We start from the raw sequence: 26,847 nt of genomic DNA, 5'->3' as shown, positions 1-26,847 counted from the left end.
GCTAAGCAACTTACACGGACTTCGTCAGAGGTTGAATAACAGGCTGCAAATATACAAATCATTTTTCAAATATTCCAAATAAATTAATATTAAATATACTGAAACAGTAAAGAAAATTTCCGGGATAAAATTAATATTTCCTTGAAGTTATCATCAGATACAGTTTACATGAGTATTCTACTTTTGCGCGGTGATAAAGCTCTTCATAAGCTTTTTAATTATCAAATATAATTTAAAACATTTACTATAAAACTGTACTACTCATGAAAAAACTGCTATTCTTTTTTTGCTTTGCCGTCCAGATGGCATTCGGGCAAAGTCTGTATCCTTATTTACAGAATCCGACGCCCACCTCAATGATTGTCAATTGGAAAACTTCATCCAATAACGAAACTACTGTTTTTTACGGAACAAATCCGGCCAATCTTAACGTGACATTTACCGGGACTACCAATATCTTCTCGGATACGGGATACAACAACAATTATTATTACCACACAGCGAAGATCACCAATCTGCAGCCGAACACAAAATATTACTATAAAATAAAAACCGGCAGCAGCGAATCTGCAGTTTACAATTTCAGAACACTTCCGTTACCGGGCCAGTCGGTCACTGCTAACGGTAAAATACGTTTTCTGATCATGGGAGACAACCAGATCAAAGCGGAACCAAGATATGATACTTTAACTTTAAACGCTTACAAAAAGCTGAAAGAAAAGTTCGGCCCGGATTCGGATCCTTCTGATAATATTGCGCTCACTTTCATGGTGGGAGATCAGGTGGATGTAGGAACACTTGACCATTATGAAAATGTACATTTTAAAAAGAATATTAATTTATCTCCTTATCTGCCAATACAGACCACGGTCGGAAATCATGAAACTTATGGGACCCTCGGAATGAATTCATATTACGCTCATTTTTATATTGATGAGATAAAATACAAAAACATCACTTCGGGAAATGAGAATTATTATGCTCAGCAGGCGGGAAATGTTCTATTTATAAGCTTAAGCTCAGAGCATACAGGATCAGCGCAGATGACCTGGCTTCAGCAGATTCTTAACGAAGCCAATAATGATTCTACCGTAGACTGGATCATTTCTTTGAGTCACAGGCCCTATCAGGCTGAGCAATATGTTGGCGATATTTCAACCTGGGTGAGAAATAATGCAGTTCCGCTTCTGACGACTTCTTCAAAATATTTAATGCATGTAGGAGCGCATCATCATTTATATCACAGAGGTCAGCTGAAAAATACCCCGAACTATCAGATCATTTCCGGTGGTGTTGCCTGGGATCAGTATTGGGGAATGTCAACGGAGCAGGATTTTGATGATGTTCAGAAAACATTAACGGACTGGACCTACCAGATTGTTGAAGTTGATGTGAATACGGGAAAGGTAGATGTAGAATCCTATTCAATCGGAGGCGTTTATCATAAAAAATATAATGAACTCATTGATACGTTCCACAGATATAAAAATCAGCCGAAACCTGCAAAGCCTTTGATTTCAAATACATTTACCGCGCCGGTTACTTTACCTTTGACATTGAACGGAAGCGCATTTTCAAGCACAAACGGAGAACTGTTAAATACAACGCAGTTTCTTATCAGTAAAGCGGCAGATTTTTCTGTAATTGAAAAAGAACTGTACAGAGATTACGAAAATTGGTTTGGCAAAGACGGAAACGGAACTCCTGATCTCACAAAGAATCTTAATGCAGGTGTTGATATCACAAAAGCAACCATTGCTGCCAACTCAATTACAAACGGAACGTATTATGTGAAAGTCCGTTACAGAGACAGAAACTTAGAGTGGAGTGACTGGAGTGATCCGAAACAATTCGAGGTTACAGGAAGTGTTGTATCAAATCCAACATTTACACTGGATAAAACCGAATACACACAAAATGAACCAATCGTTGCAACTTTCACAGACGGGCCTGGGAACAATCAGGATTGGGTAGGAATTTACAAAAAAGGTCAGAATCCCACTGCAGTAACTTCCCAGGCGTATGTTTATACCAACGGGCAGACGGCAGGAACAGCAACTTTCCCGAACGGAATCGCCACTAAAGGTCAGTATTTTGCAGGATTTTTTGCCAATAACGGCTATACGGAAATTACACCGAGAAAAAGCTTTTATGTAGGTCCGAAAGTCGTATTAACTACTACAGCTGATGTTTATCCTGTCGGAGGTACTGTGACTGTTAATTTCTCAAATGGGCCAAATTTGACAAAAGACTGGATCGGGATCTACAAAATGGGACATACTCCGGGAAATGTAAATTCTACACAATGGAGCTATGTGACAACGGCTTCCGGAAGCCTTAATTTTACAGGTCTTGCAAAAGGATATTATTATGCACAGTATTTTCTGGAAGACGGATATACCACGGTAGGAGAGAAAGTTTTCTTCAAAGTCGGAGATATTGTAACAGAACTCTGGACCAATAAACCGGTTTATACGTTAGGAGAAAATATTACCGCGTCATGGACGGATTCTCCGGGAATCATCAAAGACTGGCTGGGAATTTACCCTCAAAGCGTTACGGTTCCGGATGATAATTTTGTTTCTTATACTTATTTTGATGGCGTTACTCAGGGAACAAAAACTATTCAGGGAACGGCAGTTCCGGCAACACCGGGGAATTATTACATGGTGATGTTTACCAATGATTCTTATACTGAAGTTTCAAACAGGGTTCAGTTTCAGGTAACCGGATCAACATTAGGAACAGAAGAAACAAAAAGTACAGAGAAAAATGTAGTATTGTATCCGAATCCAACAAAACCGGGCGAGCCGACATTTATTAAAAGTGATTATCCTATTGAAAAAATAGAATTGCTTTCAGCAAACGGAGATTTGCTATATGAATCAAAAAATGTTAATAACCAACGTTTTTCTTTGGTTAATGAAAATCTTCCGAAAGGAATCTATTTTGTAAAAGTTCACACCCGTAAATTATTTACTTTAAAATTGATTATTCAATAATCGAGAGATTCCCGAGACGATTAGTTAGGATTGAATGCAAATTTACCATATTAAAAGTATCCGGAAAGAGTCCCGAAGGGACGGTCTATATCAGGATTGGATGTCAGTCCAATCTATAATATATTGAAAAATTAATTTCATATCCAATCAAAAAAGAAGGGAGTGTCCTAAAAGTAGGTAACACCTTCTGAAATTCTGATATTTATATACTCCTCCTGTATAGAGGTACGAATAAAACCAGCAAAAATTGAGGCTGACCAAACTTTTTGGACAGCCTCTTTATATTATTCATCCGTAGATTTCAATGCCCACGCAATAAGCGGAGCCTGCATGAAAAGCCTTGCAAATCGCTGATTATCCGTATTCAGTCCGAAAGAATCTCTTCTGTTTTTATATTGTGCGATATTTCCGGGAAGAACGGCAGCAAAGAATCCGGCTATAATTTTCCCCATTGTTTTGCGGTATTTCTTGGGTGTTGCAATGACTGCTGTTCCTAATGCTATTTCAGCAATTCCTGAATAAACAACCGTATCATCTTTGTCCAGAGGAACCCATTCAGGGACCTGGGCCTGAAACTCTTTCCTCGCAAAAGTGAGATGTCCTATTCCTGCTGTTATAAGAAATGCACCTAAGGCAATTCTTGAAATGTTTTTAGCTTCCATAATAATAAATTTAATATGATAAAAAGGTGTAGCATATCTTAACCAAAATTCAGACCATGATAAATCATTGTCTGATAAGACGTATTAATGCAGTATGCTAAATCCTTGGCTGTTTCTTTCTGATATGAGAAAAAGTATTAAATTTAGGCCAACAGAAAAATCTAATATTTCATGATAGATAAAAGAGTAAAAAATGCAAAGGAAGCCATTGATGGCATTACAGACGGAATGACATTGATGCTGGGTGGGTTTGGGCTTTGCGGTATTCCTGAAAATTCAATTAATGCCTTGGTAGAAAGTGATGTAAAAGATCTTACATGCATATCAAATAATGCCGGAGTAGACGATTTCGGATTGGGATTGCTGTTGAAAAAACGACAGATCAAAAAAATGATTTCTTCTTACGTTGGAGAAAATGCAGAGTTTGAAAGACAGATGCTTTCCGGCGAACTTGAAGTTGAGCTTACTCCACAGGGAACTTTAGCGGAAAAATGCAGAGCAGCACAGGCGGGAATTCCTGCTTTCTATACACCGGCAGGTTTCGGAACTGAAGTGGCAGAAGGAAAGGAAGTAAAAGATTTTGACGGGAAACCTCATATTCTGGAGCATGCATTCAAAGCAGATTTTTCCATTGTAAAAGCCTGGAAAGGGGATCATGCAGGTAACCTTATCTTTAAAGGATCGGCAAGGAATTTTAATCATCCAATGGCCGGTGCAGGGAAAATCACCATTGCAGAAGTGGAAGAATTGGTTGAACCGGGTGAGCTGGATCCTAACCAGATACATATTCCGGGAATTATGATCCAGAGAATTTTCCAGGGTGAAAAATTTGAAAAAAGAATAGAACAGCGTACCGTAAGAAAGAGAGATCATTAATAAAGATGATAATTGCTGAAAAATTTGCCTTTTAAATGTAAAGCAATTTACTATTTACATCTTACGTATTTTGGGTTAAAAAAAACAGGTCAATTCCAGATTGACTCATTAAACAAATTTTCAAATTATTACCATGTTAAGTAAAGAAGATATAGCAAAACGTATTTCAAAAGAAGTGAAAGACGGATATTATGTAAACCTTGGAATCGGAATCCCGACTTTAGTTGCCAATTACGTCCCGGAAAATCTCAACGTAGAATTCCAGAGTGAAAACGGAGTGTTGGGAATGGGGCCATTTCCCTACGAAGGTGAAGAAGACGCGGATATTATCAATGCCGGAAAACAGACGATTACTATATTAGATGGTGGCTCGTTCTTCGATTCTGCATTCAGTTTCGGGATGATCAGAAGTAAAAAAAGTAGATCTTACCATTCTCGGAGCCATGGAAGTTTCCGAAAACGGAGATATTGCCAACTGGAAAATACCCGGAAAAATGGTGAAAGGAATGGGCGGCGCGATGGATCTCGTAGCTTCTGCGGAAAATATTATCGTTGCCATGATGCACGTTAACAAAGCCGGAGAAAGTAAAATTCTTAAAAAGTGTACGCTTCCTTTAACGGGGGTCAACTGCGTAAAAAGAGTGGTAACGGAACTGGCGGTATTGGATGTCACTCCTTCCGGATTCAAACTGGTTGAAAGAGCTCCGGGAGTTTCCGTAGAACATATTATAAAATCAACAGAAGCTGATCTGATTATTGAAGGAGAAATTCCTGAAATGCAGTTTTAAATAAAAACAAAAGCTGTTTCAAAGAAAAATTGAAACAGCTTTTTTTAGAAAAAGTATTATATTCTTAAAGTTCAATCATGAAGATGTGATATTCAATGTGTTTTTAGAATAGAAATTTAAACCCGAAAGATAATGTAGAAATTGCATTTCCGTTGGGTCCGAGTACTGCCTTGTTGTAATCCGGCGTTACCGTAGCTACGTGGGCTAATGAAAAATCTGTTGTTTTAATATCTTTTGTTGTTCCCGGATAATTTTTAATCGTTGTATAAGAGAGATTGGCCAGATTATAAGAGAATTCTACCGTAAAATGTTTTGTCAGCACATAATCTAAACCTCCTGATAAAGCCAGTCCGATCTGGTTTACTTTGATATCGCTGTCCGGTACGGATTGTCCATTTGCTGTTACTTTTGTTTTCCCTGAAATGATGGGAACCGCAAGTTGTCCGAAGAAAAATAACCCCCCATGGATGTTCCAGTATTTTCTTGCGAGAGGCTCCACTACTAGCAGATTGGTTTTTAAAGTAACATTGTCGGCAAACTGATTGGTCGATTTTACTCCAATATTCCCTACAGCAACTCCTACAGCAGTAGACGGACCTATAAAATACCCGGCAAGAGGCAAAATTGTTGTGCTGGACGATTTACCGTTTTCTGAGCCGTCATTTGTACTTTGATAACCGATTTGAGCTGTAGCAAACCAGGTCCCTTTTAAACCTTCCTGTTTTGTTTGAGCGTTGCATAATCCCATTATTACCACAAAACTGGTTAATAATAATTTTCTCATAGTTCCTAGATTTTGTTTGTTTAACGAGATCAAATTTACTTTGGTTTAACATTTTTTATGATGGTTTTTCAATGACATTTATCACTTTTGATATTTATCATTTCTGCTAAAAAATAAAAATTTTGTTTTTAAATTTACAGTAGATTAAGTGTGTTTTTTATTAAATATTAATATTATACGATTGTATTTTGAATTATTTTTATTGGGTTGCTTGTGTCGTGAACCAAAGATTTCTATATCCGGATTTCTAAATGCAGATTAATGTTTTTACAAAATTTTCTATTTCTAGACTTAAGAGATTAAATCACCTTTAACTTTTCAGAAATTAGTATATTAGCCCTAATATTAAACTCATAAAATGCAGCGGTTTTTACTGATATTTTCTATATTCTTTTCGGCATTCTTTTGCTCTCAGACCAGATTAAACCTTATTCCTTATCCACAAAAGGTTGAATTTCTGAAAGGAGAATTTATTATTCCTCAAAATTTTAAGCTTGATGAAAAGCTTCCAAAAAATGAAACCGAATACTTTAAAAAGAGGATTGGAAAAACATTTAAATTTAGTTACGGAAAAAAAGACACCCATATCGTTAATACTCTGCTTCTTTCACAGCCAGGTGCCGATCAGCAAAAGAAGGAAAAATATTCAATTGATATTTCATCCAAAAGAATTGAAATAAGATCAAACAGCGATCGGGGCTACTTTCTGGCTTTGCAAACTTTAATCCAGCTGATAGAACAGTATAAAATCACCGGAAAAATTCCCGCCATGAATATTGAAGACGAACCAAAATTCGCCTGGCGTGGAATGCACCTCGATGTTTGCCGTCATTTTTTCACAGTAGATGAGGTTAAACAATATATCGATTATCTGGCGATGTACAAATTGAATACGTTTCACTGGCATTTGACAGACGATCAGGGTTGGAGAATTGAAATCAAAAAGTACCCGAAATTAACGCAAATTGGTTCAAAACGTAAAGAATCCATGATCGGAGCGTATGTTGACAATACCTTCGACGGAAAATCTTACGGACCTTATTTTTATACTCAGGAACAGATTAAAGATGTTGTGAAATATGCTACGGAAAGGCATGTAATCATTGTTCCGGAAATCGAAATGCCGGGCCATGCATTGGCTGCGCTTTCTGCTTATCCTCAGCTTGCTTGTACAAAAGGACCATTCGAGCCAGCTACGAAATGGGGCGTTTTTGATGATGTTTTTTGTCCGAAGGACGAAACTTTTCAGTTTTTAGAAAATGTTTTAGATGAAGTCATAGCACTTTTTCCTTCAAAATATATTCACATCGGAGGCGACGAATGTCCCAAAACAAGATGGAAAGAATGTCTTCACTGTCAGGAATTAATAAAGAAAAATAATCTCAAGGATGAACATGGTTTACAAAGCTATTTTATTCACAGGATTGAAAAATATGTCAATTCAAAAGGAAGAAAAATCATCGGCTGGGACGAAATTCTGGAAGGTGGTTTGGCACCAAATGCAGCGGTCATGAGCTGGACGGGAATTAAAGGCGGGGTTGAAGCTGCAAAATCAGGCCATTTTGCCGTAATGACCCCCGGGTCTTACTGTTATTTCGATCATTATCAGGGAGATCCTGCTACGGAACCCAATGCTTTCGGAGGTTTTACGCCTTTGGATAAAGTGTATTCTTACAATCCGGTTCCTGAAGAATTGAATGCAGATGAGGCAAAATATATTTTAGGCGTTCAGGCTAATCTCTGGACAGAATATATTCTTGATTTTAAACAGGTTCAGTATATGATTTTCCCCAGATTATTTGCACTTTCGGAAGTAGGATGGGGAACCTCGGATCCTAAAAATTATAAAGAATTTGAAGGCAGGGTCATCAACGAATTCAAAACGTTGGATAAAATGGGCGTGAATTATGCAAAGAGTATTTATAATATCTCAGGAAAGGTGATTTCTCATAATGATGGTGTTGCTTATGAGCTTTCCACTTCTCAAGATCTAAATGGAATCCGTTATACGTTGGACGGAACTGATCCTACGGTAAATTCTCCGTCTTATCAAAATCCTGTTCCTGTTTCAAAATCATTAACGATAAAATCTGCTTATTTTGAAAATGGAGAACTGAAAAGTGCCATTTCATTACAGACTTTTACGATATCAAAAACCACTGGAAAAAAGATAATACTTGAAGAGCAGCCAAGCGAAAATTATTCTTTCGGAGGAGCTTTTACTTTAATTGATGGGATTATCGGAAACCCAAGACAACTAGGGAAAACCTGGCTGGGCTTTCAGGGAAAAGACGTTGTGGCTACGATTGATTTTGGACAGAAAATTTCTTTTTCAGAGGTTTATTTTAATACGTTGGATAATAAAGGAAGCTGGATTCATTTTGCAAAATCCGCTCAGGTTTTTGTTTCAGATAACGGAACTGATTTTAAGATGATAAAAGAAATCGGAAAAGGTGAAATCCTTTCTGCCAAGGGAAAAATCAGGTTAAATGTAGGAAATCAGAATTCAAAATATGTAAAAATAAAAATCGAAAATGCAGGAATTATTCCGGCCGGAAATCCCGGTGCCGATTCAAAAGCCTGGCTTTTTGTCGATGAAATCGGAGCAAACTAAATAATCTCAATCTCAACCTTAAAAACATATGAACTCACGTAGAAAATTTATAAAAAATACAGCCATCGCATCGTCCGCATTATTGCTGAATCCTCTCGATCTGTTTGGAAAAAATACGCCTGAAAACGACAACAAAATAATCAATAAGCCTATTGTTCTTTCTACCTGGAATTTCGGATTGAAAGCCAATGAAGAAGCCTGGACCATTTTAGGAAAAGGCGGCAGAGCTTTAGATGCAGTGGAAAAAGGTGTACGGCTTGTAGAAGATGATCCTAATGAAAGAAGTGTTGGGTACGGAGGCCGTCCGGATAGAGACGGAAGAGTAACGCTGGATGCCTGCATCATGGATGAAAATTACAACATTGGTTCAGTAGCCTGCCTGGAAAATATTAAAAATCCGATTTCTGTAGCCAGAGCCGTGATGGAAAAAACACCGCATGTAATGCTGGTTGGGGATGGAGCTTTGCAGTTTGCGGTTTCCCAGGGTTTTAAAAAAGAAAATCTTCTGACTCCGGAATCAGAAAAAGAATGGAAAGATTGGCTTAAAGACAGTAAATATCAGCCGATTGTCAATATTGAAAATCACGATACTATCGGAATGATCGCAATGGATGCTCAGGGAAATCTTTCCGGCGCATGTACCACCAGTGGAATGGCCTTTAAAATGCACGGAAGGGTAGGAGATTCGCCAATCATCGGAGCGGGATTGTTCGTGGATAATGAAGTCGGAGCAGCAACGGCTACAGGTCATGGTGAAGAGGTGATCAGAACTGTTGGAACCCATTTGGTCGTAGAATTAATGAGACAGGGCAGAAACCCGCAACAGGCCTGTAAAGAAGCGGTAGAAAGAATTGTACAGATTACCAAAAGAAGAAACAAAAATCTGAAAGATATCCAGGTTGGTTTTATTGCGATTAATAAAAGAGGGGAATATGGCTCGTATTGTATTCAGGACGGATTCAATTTTGCCGTTTACGACCAGAAAGGTAACCGTTTGGAAAAACCTGAATTTGCTTTGAAATAATTTTATTAAAAATTAGAAATTAATTTTGTTAAACCTAAACCTAAACCTAAACCTAAACCTAAACCTAAACCTAAACCTAAACCTAAAATGTCCAAAATAGAAATAGCCTGCTTCAACCCGGAATCAGCTAGAATAGCCTTTGAAAACGGGGCCGACCGCATCGAATTGTGCGACGAATTAAGCGAAGGCGGAACCACACCGGACTTTGAAACGGTAAAACAACTTCGCGAAAAAATCAATATTCCGATGTTTGTAATGATCCGTCCACGAGGAGGAGATTTTACGTATTTAGAGGCAGAATTTGAGAAAATGAAATCAGATCTGATTCAATTAAAATCTTTACATGTTGATGGTTTTGTTTTTGGAATTTTAAATGAAAATGAAGAGGTTAATATTGAGCAGAATAAAGAATTGGTTGAGTTGGCAAAGCCTTATCCATGTACATTTCACCGTGCATTCGACAGAGCTAGAAATTTGGAAGATTCATTAGAAAAAGTAATCGAATGTGGATTTAAAACAATCCTTACTTCCGGCCAGAAATCAAATGTTTCGGAAGGAAAAGAAAACCTGAAAAAATTGGTGGAACTATCAGATGGAAGAATCGAAATTCTGGTCGGTGGCGGGCTTCGGTCGACAAACATTGAAGAAATCCGGGAATTTACGAAAGCAGAATATTTCCATTCATCTGCCATCACGGACGGCGGTGCTTTTGCTAATGCAGAAGAGGTCTTAGCTTTGAAAAATACTTAGTAAATTAATTAAACGCAAAGTTTTATTCATAAGGCCGCGTATTTTAAGCGAGCAAGGCAGGCGGCAAAACTTCTGATTAAGGATATGGATAGACGTTCGCTTCATCAGATCAGCTAGCTGATCAATTCTTTGCTACCTTACTTATGCACAGATAAAATAATTCTTTGCGTTAAATAAAAAAACACACATGACAGAAAACGAATTATCCTACAAAATTATTGGAGCAGCATTAGAAGTACACCGGAATTTGGGAGCTGGTTTATTGGAAAATACTTATGAAATTGCTTTGGCTTATGAATTAAAACAATTAGGTTTTGTTGTAAAACAACAAGTTACATTGCCGGTGAAATACAAAGAAGTAATGATTGAAAATGCTTATAAAATAGACTTGGTGATAGAAAACAAAGTAATCGTTGAAATAAAATCGGTTGCAGAAATACATCCGATATTTCAAGCTCAATTATTAACTTATTTAAAATTAACAAACTTAAAACTTGGACTCCTGATAAATTTTAACACTTTACTTATTAGAAATGGAATTCACAGGATTGTAAATAAACTATAATGAACAAAATTCTACTTTTCTCCTTTTTATTTATTCAGTTTTTCAGTAATGCACAGTTTTCTAAGCGAAATTTATCGTCTGGAAAATGGCAATTTAAAAATGCAAAAGAAACAAAATGGATGTCCGCAACGGTGCCGGGAACTGTTCATTTGGATTTAATGAAGAACAGCGTGATTCCCGATCCGTATAAAGACGAAAATGAGAAAAAAGTGCAGTGGGTAGAAAATGAAGACTGGGAATATCAGACGAAATTTACAATTTCTTCAAAAGAACTACAGAACCAGAATATTAATCTTGTTTTCCTCGGCTTAGATACATTTTCTGAAGTTTATTTAAATGGAAAACTGTTGAAAAAGACAGATAATATGTTCCGTAAATGGACAATTCCGGTGAAGCAATATGTAAAAGCAGGTGAAAATTTTCTGCAAATTAAATTCAAATCTTCTGTGAATGTCGGAAAAGAACTGGCCCAAAAAGTATCTTTTACCGTACCTGAATCACCAAGAAGTTTTGTAAGAAAAGCACAATATCAGTTTGGTTGGGACTGGGGATCGAGGTTGGTGACCGCAGGGATCTGGAAAGATGTAAAACTGGAATGTTGGAATCAGGCGAAACTTGATAATATTAAAATAGAACAAAAAAAATTAACGTCAACAAGAGCGGATTTAAATATTTATGCAGAAATTTTTGTTGATGAAGAAGGAAAATACAGTATTTCAGTTAACGGTAAATCTCAGAAATTTACTTTAAAAAAGGGATTAAATACATTATCTATTTCTTGCCAGATCAATAATCCAAAACTCTGGCAGCCAAATGGATGGGGAGAGCAGAATTTGTATGATGTTAAAATTTCTTTACAGAAAGATTCTAAAATCATTGATGAAAAATCTGAACGAATCGGATTGAGAACGGTTGAATTGATTCAGGAAAAAGATGCCAAAGGAAAGCCTTTTTACTTTAAAGTGAATGGAAAACCGATGTATGCCAAAGGAACGAACTGGATTCCCGGAGATAGCTTTTCACCGAGAATGACAAAAGAAAAATATAAGAAACTCATCAAAGATTGTAAAGATGCCAATATGAATATGATTCGCGTTTGGGGCGGCGGAATTTATGAAGATGATGAATTCTACAAAGCCTGCGATGAAAATGGAATTTTGATCTGGCAGGATTTTATGTTTGCAGGAAGCTTCTATCCGGCTGATGAAGACTTTCAGAAAAACGTTGAACTGGAAGTGAAAGATCAGGTTGAAAGACTGCAGAATCATCCATCGTTAGCTTTATGGTGCGGAAATAATGAAGTCGATGAAGCGATTGTCAACTGGGGATATCAGAAACAATTTAAGTATTCAAAAGAAGACTCGTTGCAGGTTTGGAAAGATTATAAGAAAATTTTTCATGAAGTCATTCCAAATGCGATTAAAAAATATGCTGCAAAAGGTAAAGATATTTACTGGCCCAGCTCACCGTCCATCGGCTGGGGACACACAGAAAGTTTAACCGAGGGAGATTCCCATTACTGGGGCGTCTGGTGGGGCGAGCAGCCTTTTGAAATATATAATGAAAAAGTTCCGCGCTTCGCTTCTGAATATGGTTTTCAGGGAATGCCTACTTTAGAAACTACAAAGTCAATGTTTTCAGGTAAGCCTGATTTGAATATACAGAACGGAACCATCAAATCCCACGAAAAACACGCCAGAGGCTGGGAAATCATCGACAATTATATGAAACGGGATTATAAAATTCCGACAGATTTTGTGAAATACAATTACGTTTCCCAACTGCTTCAGGCACGCGGAATGCAGATTGCGATTGAAGCTCACCGGCGCACAAAACCTTACAATATGGGAACTTTGTACTGGCAGCTGAACGATTGCTGGCCAGTGGTTTCATGGTCGTCTATTGATTACCTGGGAAACTGGAAAGCATTGCATTATCAGGTGAAAAGAAGCTTTGAAAATCAGATAATTTTGCCGGAAGAGAAAGATGAGGTTTTAAATTTTTATGTCATTAATGACGAGCTGAAAACATTCGAGAATGTATCGTTAGATTTTGATATTCTAAAACTTAATGGTGAGAAAAAAGGTTCAGGAGGAACGGCAGAAATCAAAACCTTGGAATCCAATGGAATATTAAACTTTGATTCTTTTTCGCTGGAAGAAATCATAGGAGATGCAGACAGGAATGAACTTTTTTTTACATCTAATGTTAAAAGACGAAATAGATAACATTATTACGGAAAGCAATTATTTCTTTTCAAAACCAAAAGATTTAAAGCTTCCAAAACCAAATATTCAGATCAGGAAAATCTCTGCTACAGAAATTGAAGTTTCTACGGATGTATTGGCGAAAGATGTTTATTTGATCGGTGATGTCCATTTTAGTGACAATTTTTTCGATTTACTTCCCGTAACTTCAAAGAGAATTAAACTGTCAAAATCACTGGAAAAAATTGAGGTAATGAGCCTTTGGGATACAATGAATCCGTAAATTTGCATCATAATTTCAAATTATGATAAATTTTGTTCTGATTGCGATTTGTATTGTAGCAGGAATGGTTCTAAAAGCAACAAAATCTATCCATCCGGATGCCCATAAAGGAATTAATACATGGATTCTCTACCTGGCTCTTCCTGCAGTATCTTTCAAATATCTTCCCTATATACATTGGACGGTCGAAATGCTTTTTCCCATCGTAGCGACTTTTATGATATCGGTTTTAGGTTTTTTGTTTATCATGTTTTACAGCAGAGTAAAAGGCTATTCCAGACGTTCGAGAAGTACGATGGAGCTGATAAGCAGCTACAGCAATACTTCATTTATCGGTTTTCCACTTGTTTCTGCTTTTTATGGGGAGCATTTATTAAGCATTGCCGTGATCTGTGATCAGACCATGTTTTTTGCATTGTCTACACTGGGAATTATTGCGGCTGTAAAAGGAGGAAGCACATCCGGAAAAGTGAGTGCGAAATTTATCCTGAAAAGGCTGATCACTTTTCCTCCGCTCATAGGTTGTATTTCCGCATTAGTATTGTCTCAGTTAATCGATTTCAGCTGGGCAGAACCTGTTTTTGATAAACTTGCTGCGACTGTCAGTCCGCTGGCTTTGTTTTCGGTCGGATTACAATTGAAATTCAACGGATGGAAAAAGCTGATTCCTCAAATGTCGGTTTCAATGCTATACAAACTCATTCTGGCGCCTGCCATTACTCTTGGGTTTGCACTTCTGATAGGCATAAAAGGAGATATCGCCAGAATCACCATTTTTGAAGCAGCCATGCCTACCGTTCTTACCTCCAGCATTATCGCTGAGCAGTTCAGGTTAAATACAAAACTCACCAATCTCACGATAGGTTTCAGTATTATCATTGGACTTTTGACTTCTGCAATATGGTATGAAATTATTGAATATTTTTTCTAAATCAATATTACTCATTACCAACTACTCATTATTTATATTTTTAGGAAGCTATGTTGGAATGAATCCAAGAGGTAAATTTTCATGTCTTCGCTGAGTGAAACGCCTTTGCGAACGAAAAATATCCAGTAAAAATAACAAAAACTTTGCGTTTCTCTGCGTTAAAAAAAATTGCTTAATCACTTTCATTCATCGTAATGACCTGATAAAAAAATTGCAGTTCACAAAAGAAAAAATTAATTTTACAGTTTAAATATTTCCCTTGAATTACGCCCAAATTGTTTTACCATTAAATTTAAAAGGATCTTTCACCTATAAAGTTCCTGAAGACCTGATTCCTCAGATCGAAGTTGGAATGCGCGTCCTGGTGCCCTTTGGAGGAAAGAAAATTTATACGGGAATCGTTTTTGAGCTTCACGATCTGGCTCCCGAAAATTTTGTAGCAAAAGAAGTCATCAGTATTCTTGATGAAAAACCCATTGTTCCGGAAGGGCAGATCAGATTCTGGAACTGGCTTTCAGACTATTATTTGTGCGGACTTGGAGAAATTTACCGTTTTGCTTTTCCGTCTTCCTTAAAGCTGGAAAGTGAAACTTATTTAAAGCTGAAACCCAATATTGCGGTTGATTTTGAAATTCTGGATGTCAATGAAATGTACCTTATCCAGGCTTTGGAAGTACGCCAGCTCATCAATTTAACGGATATTGAAGCTTTCATTCCGAAAAAAGATATTATAAAAACCATCAATTCGCTGATTGATCTTCAGTACATTGAGATCGATGAAAAAATCGCGGAAAAATATAAAGCGAAAGAAGTAGCTTACGTTAAAATTAATGATGAGGTTTTAAAAAATCAGCATTTAACTGAAATACTTTTACAATTAAGCAAAGCCAAAAAGCAGAAAGATCTTTTCTTACATATTCTCGAAAAGCAGACCGAGCATCCGGATATTCTCATTAAAAAATCAGAACTTTTTGAAGATGGTTATTTTGGAAGTTCTCATTTTAAAGCTTTGTTGGATAAAAATCTTATCGAAGAATATTATGTTCAGAAAGACCGCCTTCAAAGCTACGAAGGGGAAATTGAAGAGATTGAGGAACTTTCCGAAGCACAGAAAGCGGCAAAAGAAGAGATTGATGAAGCCTTTAATGAAGGAAAAAATGTGCTGCTGCATGGAGTGACTTCTTCTGGAAAAACTCATATTTATTTAGAGAAAATAGAAGAGTGCATTAACGAAGGAAGAAACGTACTGTTTTTACTTCCGGAAATTTCTCTGACCAAACAAATCACCCAACGATTAGAAAAGAAATACGGACGAAAGCTTGGTTTTTATCATCAGAAATTAACTGATTTTGAAAGGGTTGAAGTGTGGAGGAGAATCAGGCAAAATGATATCAGCATCCTTGTCGGAACCAGAAATGCTTTATTTTTACCGTTTCAGAATCTGGGGCTGATCGTGGTTGATGAGGAACATGACTCGGCGTACAGGCCGCGTGAAGTTTCACCTTATTTTAATGCGAAAGATGCAGCACTTGTTCTTGGGAGTTTTTATGGGGCTAACGTCATTTTAGGTTCTGCGACGCCTTCTGTCGAAAGTTATTACAATGCAAGGAAAGATAAAATGGCCTATGTTTTTCTTGAAGAACGTTTCGGGAATGTCAATCTTCCGGAATACGAACTAATCAATTTTAAGGAAGCTCAGGATTCCAAAAAAGTTTCAGGGAATTTTTCTTTACAGGTAATTGATGAAATTAAGAAAGTTTTAGGAGAGAAAAATCAGGTAATTGTCCTTCACAACCGCCGTGGTTATGCCAATGTCGTAGAGTGTGAAACCTGCGGATATGTGAATTACTGTTCCAATTGTGATGTCGTGATGACGTATCACAAGGCTGCCAATGAGATGAAATGCCATTACTGCGGCCAGAGAGCTTCCAAACCGAAAACCTGCCCGAAATGTTATTCTGAAAATTTGAATGAACGGGGCGTAGGCGTAGAGCAGATCCATGAAGAGGTTTCAAAATTATTTCCTGATCATGAAGTTGATCGGATGGATGTTGATTCGATGAGAAAGAAATTTGCCTACGAAAGATTATATGAAAAAAATAGAAGATCGTGAAACCGATATTGTTGTAGGAACTCAGATGATTTCCAAAGGACTGGATTTTAACCATATCGAGCTTGTTGCTATCCCGAAAGCAGATTCTTTGCTGTATGTTCAGGATTTCAGGGCGGAAGAACGTGCATATCAGCTGATTACACAGGTTTCCGGAAGAGCGGGAAGAGTGTCGGGAAAAGGGAAAATTATTATTCAGACTTATAATCCGGATCATTCTGTTTTTCAATTGATTAAAATAAATAATCCAGCAAAAATTTATAAATACATTTTAACGGAACGTCAGAAATTTCATTATCCGCCATTTACAAAGCTTATCATGATCGAGCTTAAGCACAGAAAAGAAGATAAAACAAGCAGGGCTTCGCAGTTTCTGGGATCTATTCTGAGAAAATATCTTCCCGAAGATTGTGTTTTGGGTCCTGAAAAATCTCCGATTAGCCGGTTAAACAATCTCTATCAGTTTCAGATTATGCTTAAGCTTCCAAGAGGAAAAAAATATGATGAATACAAAAAACTGGTGTTAGCAAGTCTGAGAGAATTTGACGAAATTACTGCATACCAAAGCATTAAAAAAGATGTTTTTGTGGATTTTTAACAAATTTTAACAAATTTTATAGGGTTTTATAAGAAGCCTTAACACCAACTTTTAGCAATATTTTCTACATTTGATCGTTGATTATATGTTTGGGAGTTTAATTTTCAATTTAACCCATTGATTTTTAATTTATCCAAACTGTAGCAAAATGAAAAATAGATGGTAAATTTCAGAAAGTATATTTCAAGTGTTGCGGTTTTGGCCTCAGGATTTTTTCTTGCCCAGTCTACCGTTTCTACAGTTCTGTATTCTCCGGCTTATGACAATTCGAACAGTGGTTTAAACTTACCCTCCCCGATAACATCGATGGTGGAAAAAGCAGTTCTGTCGCCCAAAGAGCTTGTAGATATTAATGTAAACACAATGATGACCGATCCGGTGCTGAAAAATGCAACCTGGGGATTCGTAGTGTACGACCCGAAAACGAAGAAAGTAATCTCTTCGTATAATGAAAATACTCCTTTAGTTCCTGCTTCCACGACAAAATTACTCACCACCGAAACCGCAATGAGCATGTTGGGTGAAAATTACCGTTGGAATACGCAGTTAGAATACTCAGGAAGTGTTGATGAGAATGGAGTTCTGAACGGAAATCTTTATATCATTGGAAGTGGTGATCCGTCTTTAGGGACCAATAAAGGAGGCGCATGGACATATAAAGATATTGTTTCAGATTTTAAAGAAGGACTTTCCCGTGAAGGAATCAAAAAGGTAAATGGTGATATTATCATCCAGACAGCGCTTTTCAAAGGCAATATTTCAAGGCTTCCGGAAAATGTTGTTTGGCTGGAGAACAATAATTATTATCTGCCTGTCGGTACTACCCGCGAGATCAATCCGGCAAATGAAAAGCTGATCGTTAAAAAAACAAGCAATTTCTCTACAGAAAAAAAAGTTCTTCTACGTTTCTCCTTACAACCATCAGATGGTATATGCTGATAAGTACGAAGGGGATCCAATTTTGACCACAAAGTTACCCGACGCTCCGGCTTATCTTGCCAATACCTTCAGAACAACATTGGTGAAAACAGGAATTCCGGTTACCGGAAAAGTAACTCCGAAAATGACAGATGCCAATCCTGAAGGCAGAAAGCTGATTTCGACCTATAAATCTCCTACTTTAAGCGATATCATTTATTATACCAATCAGCACAGTGATAATGGTCTGGCTGAAGCGCTTTTAAAAACAGTAGGATTTCAGAGTTTAGGAGATCAGACAACTGAGTCAGGAAGAAAAGTTGTAACGGAACACCTTAAAAATGAGGGTTTTGATATGATCGGTTTAAATTATATCGACGGTAGCGGACTTTCAAGAAGTAATAACGTAACGCCGATTGCTCAGGCAAAGTTTTTAACATCCTTAATGGATGAAAAATTTTATAAAACATATCTGAATTCTTTGCCGGTTGGAGGTCAGTCAGGAACATTGAAAAGAATGTTTAACGGCCTTGGAAACGGACAGGTTTTTGCAAAAACAGGAACTTTAAATAAAGTAAAAACTTTGGCAGGATACATGAAAACCAACACTGGGAAAACTTTAGTTTTCTCTTTGATGGTCAACAATTACGCAGGATCGGTAGATATGGTTAAGAAGAGAATGGAGAAAATTCTTGAACCTGCTTTAGATTTATAGAATTATTAAAATTTAATTAAGATATAAACCTTTTGATCAATGATTGAAAGGTTTTTTTATATCTTTGACACAATTTTTGTTACATATGAGAAAATTTTATTTTTTGCTTTTGGGTGTACTTGCATTTCAGCATTCTTACGCTCAAAACGATAATGTTGAAAAGAAAGGCTTGATTGCCAAGGAAATGAAGTCTTTTGCCAATAAAATGGTAGTGGGGAATACCAACCCAAATACGCTTAATTATGATCTGCAATATCAGAGAATGGATGTTTCTATAGATCCTGCTGTTTATAATATTTCCGGCTCTGTGACCTCTCATTTTAAGCCGAACCAGAATATGGATGGTATTTATTTTGATCTGGATGATGAGATGACGGTTTCGCAGGTCATTTATCACGGGAATAGTCTCAATTTTCAACAACTGAGTACCAAAGAGGTAAGAATTGATTTTGCTTCTTCAATTGTGGCCAATGTTTTGGACTCTCTTACCATCAATTATTCAGGGCAGCCGACTGCAGCAAATAATGCATTTTTTAACGGAACTCAAAGCGGAACAGCTGTTTTATCAACGCTGAGCGAACCCTATGGTGCTCAGGACTGGTTTCCGACCAAGCAGAGCTTAAATGATAAAATTGAAAGATTTGATATAAAAGTTACTACACCTTCTCAGTACAATGTTGCTGCCAACGGAAAATTAATGTCTGAAACAGTTCTTGGAAACGGGCAAAAACGAACATTCTGGAGAACAGAATATCCTACAGCTGCGTATCTCATTGCTCTTTCAGTGACCAATTTCGTTAAACTGAACGATACTATGGGAAATCCACCTTTTCCTTTTATAAACTATGTTTTTCCTTCAACAGCATCTAATACCACCAATATGAGTAATATAAACTGGACCAAAACGGTGATGGATACTTTTGAAACCTATTTCGGGCCTTATCCTTTCCGGAATGAAAAATACGGACACATGGAGTTTCAGGCCGGCGGCGGAATGGAGCATCAGACAATGTCTTCTTTGGGATCATGGGGCAGAGGGCTTATTGCTCACGAACTTGCCCATCAGTGGTTTGGTGATAAAGTAACCTGTGGTGCCTGGAATGACATCTGGCTCAATGAAGGTTTTGCAACATTCGGGGAGCATTTAGCCAATGAAAAGCTTTTGATGACGAATAATGAGTTTAGAAATTATCTTTTAGGCCAAAAAGATTACATTACAAGTTCACCGGGCGGAAGTGTGTATGTGGCAGATGCTAATTTAGGAAGTGTCGGAATGATATTTAGTGGGAGATTATCTTATGCCAAAGGTGCGTATGTATTAAGAATGCTAAAATGGATTTTGGGAGATACAGCTTTTTATCAGGCTATTAAAGAATATCATGCAAGACCCGCGCTGGCATATAATTATGTGAGAACGCAGGATTTTAATGCTTCTTTATTAACCTCCACAGGTCAGGATTTTACAGAGTTTTTTAATGACTGGATCTACGGACAAGGGTATCCTACCTACGACATCCGCTGGAAACAAACCGGAAATACATTGACGTTTAAGGCTTCTCAAATTCAAAGCAGTCCAACGGTAAGCTTTTTTGAATTGCCTTTGCCGATAAAAGTAAACGGAACCGCAGGACAGGTTGCTTATTTTGCATTAAATAATACTTCGAATAATCAGTATTTCACCCAAACCGTAAATTTTCCGGTGGCAAGTGTGGAATTTAATTATGATTATCAGATTGTTGAGAAAAGTTCTACCGTTACTCAGGATAGCAGTTTGGGAACGGGCGATGTCAATAAGGACGAATTTGCATTATATCCGAATCCTGCCAAAAGTGAAATATATCTTAAAGGAGTTAATAAGGCAACAGATTTCACAATTTATTTTATAGATGGAAAGTTTGTAAAAAAAGGAACTTACCAGCCGGAAAAATCAATCAGTATTTCAGAATTGGTTCCGGGGACTTACATTTTCAAAATTAATGATAAGAATGTGAAGTTTTTAAAGAAATAAATCTTTAAAATCTAATGTAATTTCAAAAACCTTTAGAATTTCTGAAGGTTTTTTTATTATTGTTTTAAATTAATCAAAAAAAATGATATTTGTCTGGAGTTTTAAATTATTTTTTTCATAACTTGTTCATTACTAATTACATTATTATGAAAAAAGTTCTATTTTCTCTAGGGACATTTATGTCATTGAGTGTACTGTCGGTCAGTGCACAAACTTCAAAAATTTCATTTGAAGCGTCGGAAGGTTATACTGTCGGAAATCTTGGCGGTCAACAGGGTTGGACAGCTTGGGGAGGTATTCCTATTACTAATCCTACAGTGGCTGCTTCCAATGCAACGGATGGAGTAAACTCATTTACGATGTTAAGTGAAGGCGACGTTTTAAGCTCTTGCGGTATTGAAAAAAATATTTCCAGCCTGGTTACGGCAAGTAATGATGTTGAAATTTCCTTTGACTACAGATTTGACGGTCTGGATGGTTCAGATTATGAAATTGCTGTTTATAATGATAATGTAGATTATTATTATACCGCCGCATTACGCATCGATTATGAAACCGGTACAATGGCCTACAGAACTGCAACTGCATTTGTTGATGGTCCTGTATTAAATCCTAATCAATGGTATAATATTAAAATAGGAATTAAAAAAATCTACCAATATATTACAGTATTGGGTGAATGGAACTCAGGTTTACAGCGGAGCGTTGGGTACTTATAAAAATGCACATACAATTGACTTTGTCTATGATGATTTCGGAACAGGATTTAAGGTTGATAATGTTCTTGTAGCTAATGTCAGCTCGCTCGCTACGAGTGAAGTCTCCAAAAAAGAAAATATCACTATTTCCCCAAATCCGGTAACCGATATATTGAATATTGAAACTGATGCCAAAATTGTTTCCGTTTCCGTTTTTGATGCAAAAGGAAGTTTGGTAAAAACCATTTCAAATGCTGGTAAAACAGTTAATGTATCTGAACTGAGTACAGGAAATTACCTCATTAAAGTAAAAACCGACAAATCTGAATTTACTAAAAAAATCATTAAGAAATAAGATCTTCAGATCTTTCCCGCTTAAGATTATATAAATAAGAAAGCTGTTTCATCCTTGTGAAACGGCTTTTTTTATTAAATTAGCGAATCTTAAAAATTATAAGAAATGATCTCTGAAAAATATCTTGAAAATCTACAGAACGAACTGCAAAACATTGAAAAAGAAGGGCTTTATAAAAGAGAAAGAATCATTACTTCTCAGCAAAGTGCGGAAATAGAAGCGAATGGAAAAAAACTGCTAAATTTTTGTGCTAATAATTATCTGGGATTATCTAATAATCAGGAAGTGATGAAAGCTTCTCAGGATATGATAGAATCCCATGGGTATGGGATGTCGTCGGTTCGTTTCATCTGCGGAACTCAGGATATTCACAAGCAACTGGAGCAGAAAATCGCTGACTTTTTGGGTCTTGAAGATACTATTTTGTATGCTGCTTGTTTTGATGCCAACGGTGGTGTTTTTGAACCATTATTTACAGAAGAAGATGCAATTATTTCCGATGAATTGAACCATGCTTCCATTATCGATGGGGTACGTCTTTGTAAGGCGGCGAGATACCGTTATAAAAATAACAATATGGAAGATCTTGAAGCGCAGTTAATTGCTGCTTCTGAAAAAAATCATCGTTTTAAAATTATCGTTACAGACGGAGTTTTCTCAATGGATGGAATTGTTGCAGACCTGAAAGGCGTTTGTGATCTGGCAGATAAATATGATGCATTGGTAATGGTTGACGATTCTCATGCAACAGGTTTCATAGGAAAAACAGGCCGTGGAACGCATGAAGCAAACGATGTAATGGGCAGAGTAGATATTATTACTTCTACATTAGGTAAAGCTTTAGGTGGTGCTTTGGGAGGATTTACTTCCGGGAAAAAAAGAGATCATCGACATGTTGAGACAGCGTTCCAGACCTTATTTATTCTCAAACTCACTGGCTCCCGGAATTGTTGGTGCAGCGTTGAAAGTTTTGGATATGATTTCTGAAGATACTTCTCTTCGTGATAAAGTCATGGAAAATGCAGAATATTTCAGAACGGAGATGAAAGCCAGAGGTTTTGATATTCCTGATGGTGATGCGGCGATCGTTCCGGTAATGTTGTATGATGCTCCTTTAGCTCAGAAAATGGCAGAAAAACTGATGGATGAAGGAATTTACGTAATCGGGTTCTTCTATCCGGTTGTGCCGAAAGGAAAAGCGAGAATCAGAGTTCAGCTTTCTGCAGCTCATACGAGAGAACATCTGGATAAAGCGATTACTGCTTTTGAAAAAGTAGGAAAAGAATTAGCGGTGATTTCTTAAAATAAAAACAGCTCTACGTTTGTAGAATTAAAAACAGAATTTCTTATATTTACAGAAATTCTGTTTTTTTATGCAAAAATTATCCTTTTTACTGATCCTTTTGGTGTTTGTTTCCTGTAAAACAAAGATGAATCAGTATGTTAAAGATGAAAAGAAAGTAAGCAAACGAGACGGCAAATGGAAAGAAGAATATTCTTCAGATGAGGGGACACTAAACGCTATCGGAAAATATAGAATGGGAGAAAAAGTGGGCGTGTGGAAGATGACTTTAAATGGCCATAAATATCAAAAAGATGTTATCAGAAAAGGAATTACCAAAACCAAAAGATATTTTCCAAACGGAAAACTGATGGAAAGAGGTCAGTCTAAAATAGATATTTCTGAAAATGAACGCCATTGGTATTACTTCGGTGACTGGAAATATTATGATGAAAAAGGAAATCTTCGTTACATAAAAAAATATGCAGATGGTAAAAAGGTGGATAGTATCTCATTCGAAAAATAATATGCTCAAACTTCTTAGTATAAAATAATGAACATAACAGAATAAAAGCAATATTTATTCTGTTTTCTATCAAATATTTTTGTCATTAACATTATATTTGCCATTATTTTTTTCAAATGCTTTACACTATAATAAAAGCACTGCACATTATCTTTATGGTAAGTTATTTTGCAGGAATTTTTTATCTCGTAAGAATTTTTGTGTACTATAAAGACACCGACGAATTTGCAGAAGATAAAAAGAAAATCTTAAGGGAGCAATATACTTTCATGGCACGAAGGCTTTGGAATATTATTACCGTTCCCGCCGGCGTGATCATGACGGTGTGCGGATTAATCATGATTTTTTTGAATACAGGATTGATGAAAACACCCTGGTTTCATTTAAAACTGACGTTCCTTGTAGGTTTAGCGATCTATCATTACTGGTGTTGGAAGAAAGTTTTAAAGCTAAAAGAATTAAACGGGAATACCCTCGAAACAGCCAATATCAAATTAAGACAGGCTAATGAAATCGCTACTTTTATTTTATTCCTGGTGGTATTTACCGTGATTCTCAAATCTCAGGTTATTGAATACTGGTGGCAATTAATCTCAGGATTTTTCGTTCTGGTATTTTTAATTATGATGACCGTAAAACTGGTTAATAAAAAAAGAAAAAATAAAGGCTTTAGGCTACAGGCAATAAGCGATAAGCTTTTGCCTCTGCTTATAGCATATTGCTTACTGCAAATTAAAAAAACTATGATTGCAATTTTAAAAAAAGAACTTTGGAGTTATTTCGGAAACTGGAGTGCGTGGGTGATTATCGCGGCTTTCAGTCTGATCGCGACGCTGTTTCTGTTTTTTTTCGACAACGATTCTAATATCTTTGAAATCGGGATGGCTTCTTTACAGAGTTATTTCGTTTTGGTACCGTGGTTATTGATGTTTATCATTCCGGCACTTTCCATGAAGACTTTTGCGGAAGAACAGCAGACGGGAACGTTGAATTGGCTATTTTCCCAACCTTTGAAAGTTTCGGATCTGGTATTCGGGAAATTTCTTTCCGTGTGGATTGTTGGAATTTTATGTTTAATTCCATCGTTGATTTACCTGTACACCGTCTATGTTTTGGGTGTTCCTGAAGGAAATATTGATTTAGGAATGACCTTCGGAAGTTATATTGGGTTAATTATTTTAATTGCAGCATTTTCAGGGGTGGGAATTTTAGCATCCTCGCTTTCACAGAATCAGATTATGGCTTATCTGCTGGGTGTTTTCATGTGTTTCATCATGTATTTCGGAATTGAACAATTAGCAAGCTATAAACTGTTGGGAGGTGCCGATTTTATTTTGCAGAATATCGGTTTTTACCAGCATTTTTTAGGTTTTACAAGAGGTCTTATTGATTTTAAGGATGTTGCCTATTTTGCTTTAATTATCGGTATTACATTAGTTTTATCCAATCATTTTATAAATAAAAAAGAAGTAGAATTATGAAGAAGATACAGTTTAAGTCTCCATTAGGAATTTTACTTTTTGTGATATTGCCATTGGTCATTATTCTTGCAATTTCAGGAATCAGATTGGATTTAACCAAAGAAAAAAGATACACCCTTTCTGAAAATACAATAAAAGTTCTGAAATCTGTTCATAAACCTTTAACCGTAGACGTTTATCTGGAAGGTGATTTTCCGGCAAGTTTTAAGCAGCTTCAGAGCGAAACGAAATTCATGCTGGAAGAATTCAGAAAAATTAATCCGCAAATCGATTTTAAATTTATCGACCCTATCAAAACCAAAATGTCTAAAGATACATTGATGGCGATGGGAATGCAGCCTTCCATGCTTCCGGATATCAAAGACGGTAAGGTTTCGCAGATCATGCTTTTCCCATATGCAGTGGTGAAATACGATAAAAGAGGAGTTTCCATTCCTTTGGTGGTACAGCAGGCGGGAATTGATGCTGACCAGCAATTAACGAAATCAATTGAAAACTTAGAATATAATCTTGTTTCAAACATTAAAAATATTGCGGCGAGCAAAAGAAAGAAAATCGGAATCCTGGTGAATCAGGATGAGCTGAATCCAAGAGAATTTCAGGGGTTCATGCAATTGGCAACCGAAAGTTATGATGCTGGCCCTATTATTCCTAAAAATCAGACTGAACTTAGCCTGGCTGACGTCCCGATGCTGAAGCAGATGAGCGCTTTGGTAATTGCAAAACCAAGAAAAGCTTTTACTGACGGTGAAAAAGTTATTCTTGACCAATACATCATGAACGGCGGGAAAACATTGTGGATGATCGATGCCGTAAACGCAGAAATGGATACGCTGATGAGGTCGCAGAAAGTAATGCCTTTCCCTGTAGATATCAATATGACAGACTTTTTCTTCAATTACGGAATCAGAATCAATCCGGCTTTGGTGAAGGATGTGAAGAAATTTGCTTTGTTGAGATTAGTTACCGGAGAAGTAAGCGGGAATCCTCAGTACACCAGCCTTCCGTGGCCTTATTTCCCATTAGGAATTGCTGAAAACAACAATCCGATTACCAAAAATATCAATCCTGTAAAATTTGAATTCCCGACTTCCATCGATACGTTGGGCGGAAGAAAAAATATTAAAACCAATGTTCTTTTTGAATCGAGTGAAAGAACTTTATTAAAGCAGGTTCCCAACTATGTCGATTTAAAAGAAATTTCCAGTGTCGACAGCCTTGGGCAAATGGAAAAACCAAGCACTCCGAAAATTTATGCCGTGGCTTTGGAAGGGAAATTTAATTCTGCCTATGCTTCAAGGATTGAAAGAAAATCGTACCCGAATTTTAAAACTTCAAGTCCTGAAAATAAAATGATCGTCATTGCCGACGGAGACGTAGGAAGAAACAAAGTGTTGAAAGGAGAAGCACTGCCTTTAGGGGTAGATCTCCTGACCAACGAACAGTTTGGAAACGAACAGTTCCTGAGAAATGCATTAGACTATCTTCTCGATGACAGCAATCTTATGGAGCTGAGAAACCGAAACATCGAAGAAAGGCTTCTTGACCGGCAAAGAATAACCGAAGAGAAAAGCAACTGGCAATGGTTCAATTTGCTGCTGCCATTAGCCATTATCGGACTTTTAGGAGGATTATTCTTCTGGTTGAGGAAGAAGAAGTTTGGATAAAAT

The 26,847-nt window shown here is 36.9% G+C and carries 19 protein-coding genes and 4 pseudogenes; 21 read left to right on the top strand and 2 right to left on the bottom strand.

Going from position 1 to position 26,847, the window contains the following annotated elements; translation table 11 throughout:
- The first annotated feature begins 263 nt into the window (after positions 1-263).
- Positions 264-3,002: a fibronectin type III domain-containing protein gene (locus tag AAHI02_RS04775; protein WP_346985674.1), complete on the top strand. Its 2,739-nt coding sequence runs from the start codon at positions 264-266 to the stop codon at positions 3,000-3,002.
- A gap of 284 nt (positions 3,003-3,286) precedes the next feature.
- Here AAHI02_RS04775 and AAHI02_RS04770 read toward each other — a convergent pair whose 3' ends face one another.
- Complete coding sequence (locus AAHI02_RS04770) at positions 3,287-3,664, bottom strand: hypothetical protein (RefSeq protein ID WP_346985673.1); 378 nt, start codon at positions 3,662-3,664, stop codon at positions 3,287-3,289.
- A gap of 171 nt (positions 3,665-3,835) precedes the next feature.
- On the opposite strand from AAHI02_RS04770, the gene AAHI02_RS04765 reads away from it, so the two are divergent.
- Both AAHI02_RS04765 and AAHI02_RS04760 read left to right on the top strand, forming a co-directional pair.
- Positions 3,836-4,540 carry a CoA transferase subunit A gene (locus AAHI02_RS04765; RefSeq protein ID WP_346985672.1) on the top strand — a complete coding sequence of 235 codons (705 nt, stop codon included), beginning with the start codon at positions 3,836-3,838 and terminating at the stop codon, positions 4,538-4,540.
- A gap of 133 nt (positions 4,541-4,673) precedes the next feature.
- Positions 4,674-5,328 (top strand): annotated as a pseudogene (locus tag AAHI02_RS04760) (CoA transferase subunit B).
- A 103-nt stretch (positions 5,329-5,431) separates the two neighbouring features.
- Here the strand turns inward: AAHI02_RS04760 and AAHI02_RS04755 are convergent.
- On the bottom strand, positions 5,432-6,112 hold the full coding sequence (locus AAHI02_RS04755) for an outer membrane beta-barrel protein (protein WP_346985671.1): 681 nt from the start codon (positions 6,110-6,112) through the stop codon (positions 5,432-5,434).
- Between the two features lie 358 nt (positions 6,113-6,470).
- Between AAHI02_RS04755 and AAHI02_RS04750 the strand changes: the two genes are divergently transcribed.
- The 18 genes and pseudogenes from AAHI02_RS04750 to gldG all read left to right on the top strand — a co-directional run bounded on the left by AAHI02_RS04750 (position 6,471) and on the right by gldG (position 26,844).
- A complete protein-coding gene (locus tag AAHI02_RS04750) occupies positions 6,471-8,726 on the top strand; it encodes a family 20 glycosylhydrolase (protein WP_346985670.1) in 2,256 nt (751 codons plus the stop codon).
- A 28-nt stretch (positions 8,727-8,754) separates the two neighbouring features.
- On the top strand, positions 8,755-9,750 hold the full coding sequence (locus AAHI02_RS04745) for a N(4)-(beta-N-acetylglucosaminyl)-L-asparaginase (RefSeq protein ID WP_346985669.1): 996 nt from the start codon (positions 8,755-8,757) through the stop codon (positions 9,748-9,750).
- 87 nt (positions 9,751-9,837) lie between these two features.
- Complete coding sequence (locus AAHI02_RS04740; RefSeq protein ID WP_346985668.1) at positions 9,838-10,500, top strand: copper homeostasis protein CutC; 663 nt, start codon at positions 9,838-9,840, stop codon at positions 10,498-10,500.
- Between the two features lie 187 nt (positions 10,501-10,687).
- Positions 10,688-11,065 (top strand): GxxExxY protein, encoded by a 378-nt coding sequence (locus AAHI02_RS04735; RefSeq protein WP_346985667.1) that lies wholly within the window; start codon positions 10,688-10,690, stop codon positions 11,063-11,065.
- Positions 11,065-13,293 (top strand): sugar-binding domain-containing protein, encoded by a 2,229-nt coding sequence (locus tag AAHI02_RS04730; protein WP_346985666.1) that lies wholly within the window; start codon positions 11,065-11,067, stop codon positions 13,291-13,293. The genes AAHI02_RS04735 and AAHI02_RS04730 overlap by 1 nt, the downstream gene beginning before the upstream one ends.
- Positions 13,271-13,555 (top strand): glycoside hydrolase family 2 protein, encoded by a 285-nt coding sequence (locus tag AAHI02_RS04725; protein WP_346985665.1) that lies wholly within the window; start codon positions 13,271-13,273, stop codon positions 13,553-13,555. Before AAHI02_RS04730 ends, AAHI02_RS04725 begins: the two co-directional genes overlap by 23 nt.
- 22 nt (positions 13,556-13,577) lie before the next feature.
- Complete coding sequence (locus AAHI02_RS04720) at positions 13,578-14,486, top strand: AEC family transporter (RefSeq protein ID WP_346985664.1); 909 nt, start codon at positions 13,578-13,580, stop codon at positions 14,484-14,486.
- A gap of 259 nt (positions 14,487-14,745) precedes the next feature.
- Positions 14,746-17,194, top strand: a pseudogene (gene priA / locus AAHI02_RS04715) (primosomal protein N').
- 159 nt (positions 17,195-17,353) lie between these two features.
- Positions 17,354-18,133, top strand: coding sequence for a D-alanyl-D-alanine carboxypeptidase (locus tag AAHI02_RS04710; protein ID WP_346985663.1), 780 nt, complete (start codon positions 17,354-17,356; stop codon positions 18,131-18,133).
- 22 nt (positions 18,134-18,155) lie between these two features.
- Positions 18,156-18,827, top strand: coding sequence for a D-alanyl-D-alanine carboxypeptidase/D-alanyl-D-alanine-endopeptidase (dacB, locus tag AAHI02_RS04705; RefSeq protein ID WP_346985662.1), 672 nt, complete (start codon positions 18,156-18,158; stop codon positions 18,825-18,827).
- Positions 18,828-18,912: 85 nt separating this feature from the next.
- A complete protein-coding gene (locus AAHI02_RS04700) occupies positions 18,913-20,835 on the top strand; it encodes a M1 family aminopeptidase (RefSeq protein WP_346985661.1) in 1,923 nt (640 codons plus the stop codon).
- 146 nt (positions 20,836-20,981) lie between these two features.
- A complete protein-coding gene (locus AAHI02_RS04695) occupies positions 20,982-21,554 on the top strand; it encodes a hypothetical protein (protein WP_346985660.1) in 573 nt (190 codons plus the stop codon).
- Complete coding sequence (locus AAHI02_RS04690; RefSeq protein WP_346985659.1) at positions 21,511-21,888, top strand: T9SS type A sorting domain-containing protein; 378 nt, start codon at positions 21,511-21,513, stop codon at positions 21,886-21,888. The genes AAHI02_RS04695 and AAHI02_RS04690 overlap by 44 nt, the downstream gene beginning before the upstream one ends.
- A 105-nt stretch (positions 21,889-21,993) precedes the next feature.
- A pseudogene (kbl, locus tag AAHI02_RS04685) lies at positions 21,994-23,191 on the top strand (glycine C-acetyltransferase).
- A 70-nt stretch (positions 23,192-23,261) separates the two neighbouring features.
- Positions 23,262-23,696 (top strand): hypothetical protein, encoded by a 435-nt coding sequence (locus AAHI02_RS04680; RefSeq protein WP_346985658.1) that lies wholly within the window; start codon positions 23,262-23,264, stop codon positions 23,694-23,696.
- Positions 23,697-23,812: 116 nt separating this feature from the next.
- A pseudogene (locus AAHI02_RS04675) lies at positions 23,813-24,355 on the top strand (CopD family protein); the annotation flags it as partial.
- Positions 24,335-25,177: an ABC transporter permease gene (locus AAHI02_RS04670; protein WP_346986591.1), complete on the top strand. Its 843-nt coding sequence runs from the start codon at positions 24,335-24,337 to the stop codon at positions 25,175-25,177. The pseudogene AAHI02_RS04675 and the gene AAHI02_RS04670, both read left to right, overlap by 21 nt.
- The gene (gene gldG, locus AAHI02_RS04665) at positions 25,174-26,844 is read left to right on the top strand and encodes a gliding motility-associated ABC transporter substrate-binding protein GldG (RefSeq protein WP_346985657.1); all 1,671 of its coding nucleotides are present in this window, start codon (positions 25,174-25,176) and stop codon (positions 26,842-26,844) included. The genes AAHI02_RS04670 and gldG overlap by 4 nt, the downstream gene beginning before the upstream one ends.
- The last annotated feature ends 3 nt before the right edge of the window (positions 26,845-26,847 follow it).

The sequence above is a fragment of the Chryseobacterium sp. POE27 genome, assembly GCF_039727685.1.
Lineage (GTDB): Bacteria > Bacteroidota > Bacteroidia > Flavobacteriales > Weeksellaceae > Chryseobacterium.
This window is presented reverse-complemented; position numbering and strand designations above follow the sequence as displayed.

Coding starts and splice junctions, on each gene's coding strand:
- gldG (WP_346985657.1), top strand. CDS start 25,174: ATGAAGAAGATACAGTTTAAGTCTCCATTAGGAATTTTACTTTTTGTG.
- AAHI02_RS04770 (WP_346985673.1), bottom strand. CDS start 3,664: ATGGAAGCTAAAAACATTTCAAGAATTGCCTTAGGTGCATTTCTTATA.
- AAHI02_RS04765 (WP_346985672.1), top strand. CDS start 3,836: ATGATAGATAAAAGAGTAAAAAATGCAAAGGAAGCCATTGATGGCATT.
- AAHI02_RS04730 (WP_346985666.1), top strand. CDS start 11,065: ATGAACAAAATTCTACTTTTCTCCTTTTTATTTATTCAGTTTTTCAGT.
- AAHI02_RS04700 (WP_346985661.1), top strand. CDS start 18,913: ATGAGAAAATTTTATTTTTTGCTTTTGGGTGTACTTGCATTTCAGCAT.
- AAHI02_RS04710 (WP_346985663.1), top strand. CDS start 17,354: ATGGTAAATTTCAGAAAGTATATTTCAAGTGTTGCGGTTTTGGCCTCA.
- AAHI02_RS04755 (WP_346985671.1), bottom strand. CDS start 6,112: ATGAGAAAATTATTATTAACCAGTTTTGTGGTAATAATGGGATTATGC.
- AAHI02_RS04740 (WP_346985668.1), top strand. CDS start 9,838: ATGTCCAAAATAGAAATAGCCTGCTTCAACCCGGAATCAGCTAGAATA.
- AAHI02_RS04680 (WP_346985658.1), top strand. CDS start 23,262: ATGCAAAAATTATCCTTTTTACTGATCCTTTTGGTGTTTGTTTCCTGT.
- AAHI02_RS04720 (WP_346985664.1), top strand. CDS start 13,578: ATGATAAATTTTGTTCTGATTGCGATTTGTATTGTAGCAGGAATGGTT.
- AAHI02_RS04745 (WP_346985669.1), top strand. CDS start 8,755: ATGAACTCACGTAGAAAATTTATAAAAAATACAGCCATCGCATCGTCC.
- AAHI02_RS04725 (WP_346985665.1), top strand. CDS start 13,271: ATGTTAAAAGACGAAATAGATAACATTATTACGGAAAGCAATTATTTC.
- AAHI02_RS04695 (WP_346985660.1), top strand. CDS start 20,982: ATGAAAAAAGTTCTATTTTCTCTAGGGACATTTATGTCATTGAGTGTA.
- AAHI02_RS04750 (WP_346985670.1), top strand. CDS start 6,471: ATGCAGCGGTTTTTACTGATATTTTCTATATTCTTTTCGGCATTCTTT.
- AAHI02_RS04775 (WP_346985674.1), top strand. CDS start 264: ATGAAAAAACTGCTATTCTTTTTTTGCTTTGCCGTCCAGATGGCATTC.
- AAHI02_RS04735 (WP_346985667.1), top strand. CDS start 10,688: ATGACAGAAAACGAATTATCCTACAAAATTATTGGAGCAGCATTAGAA.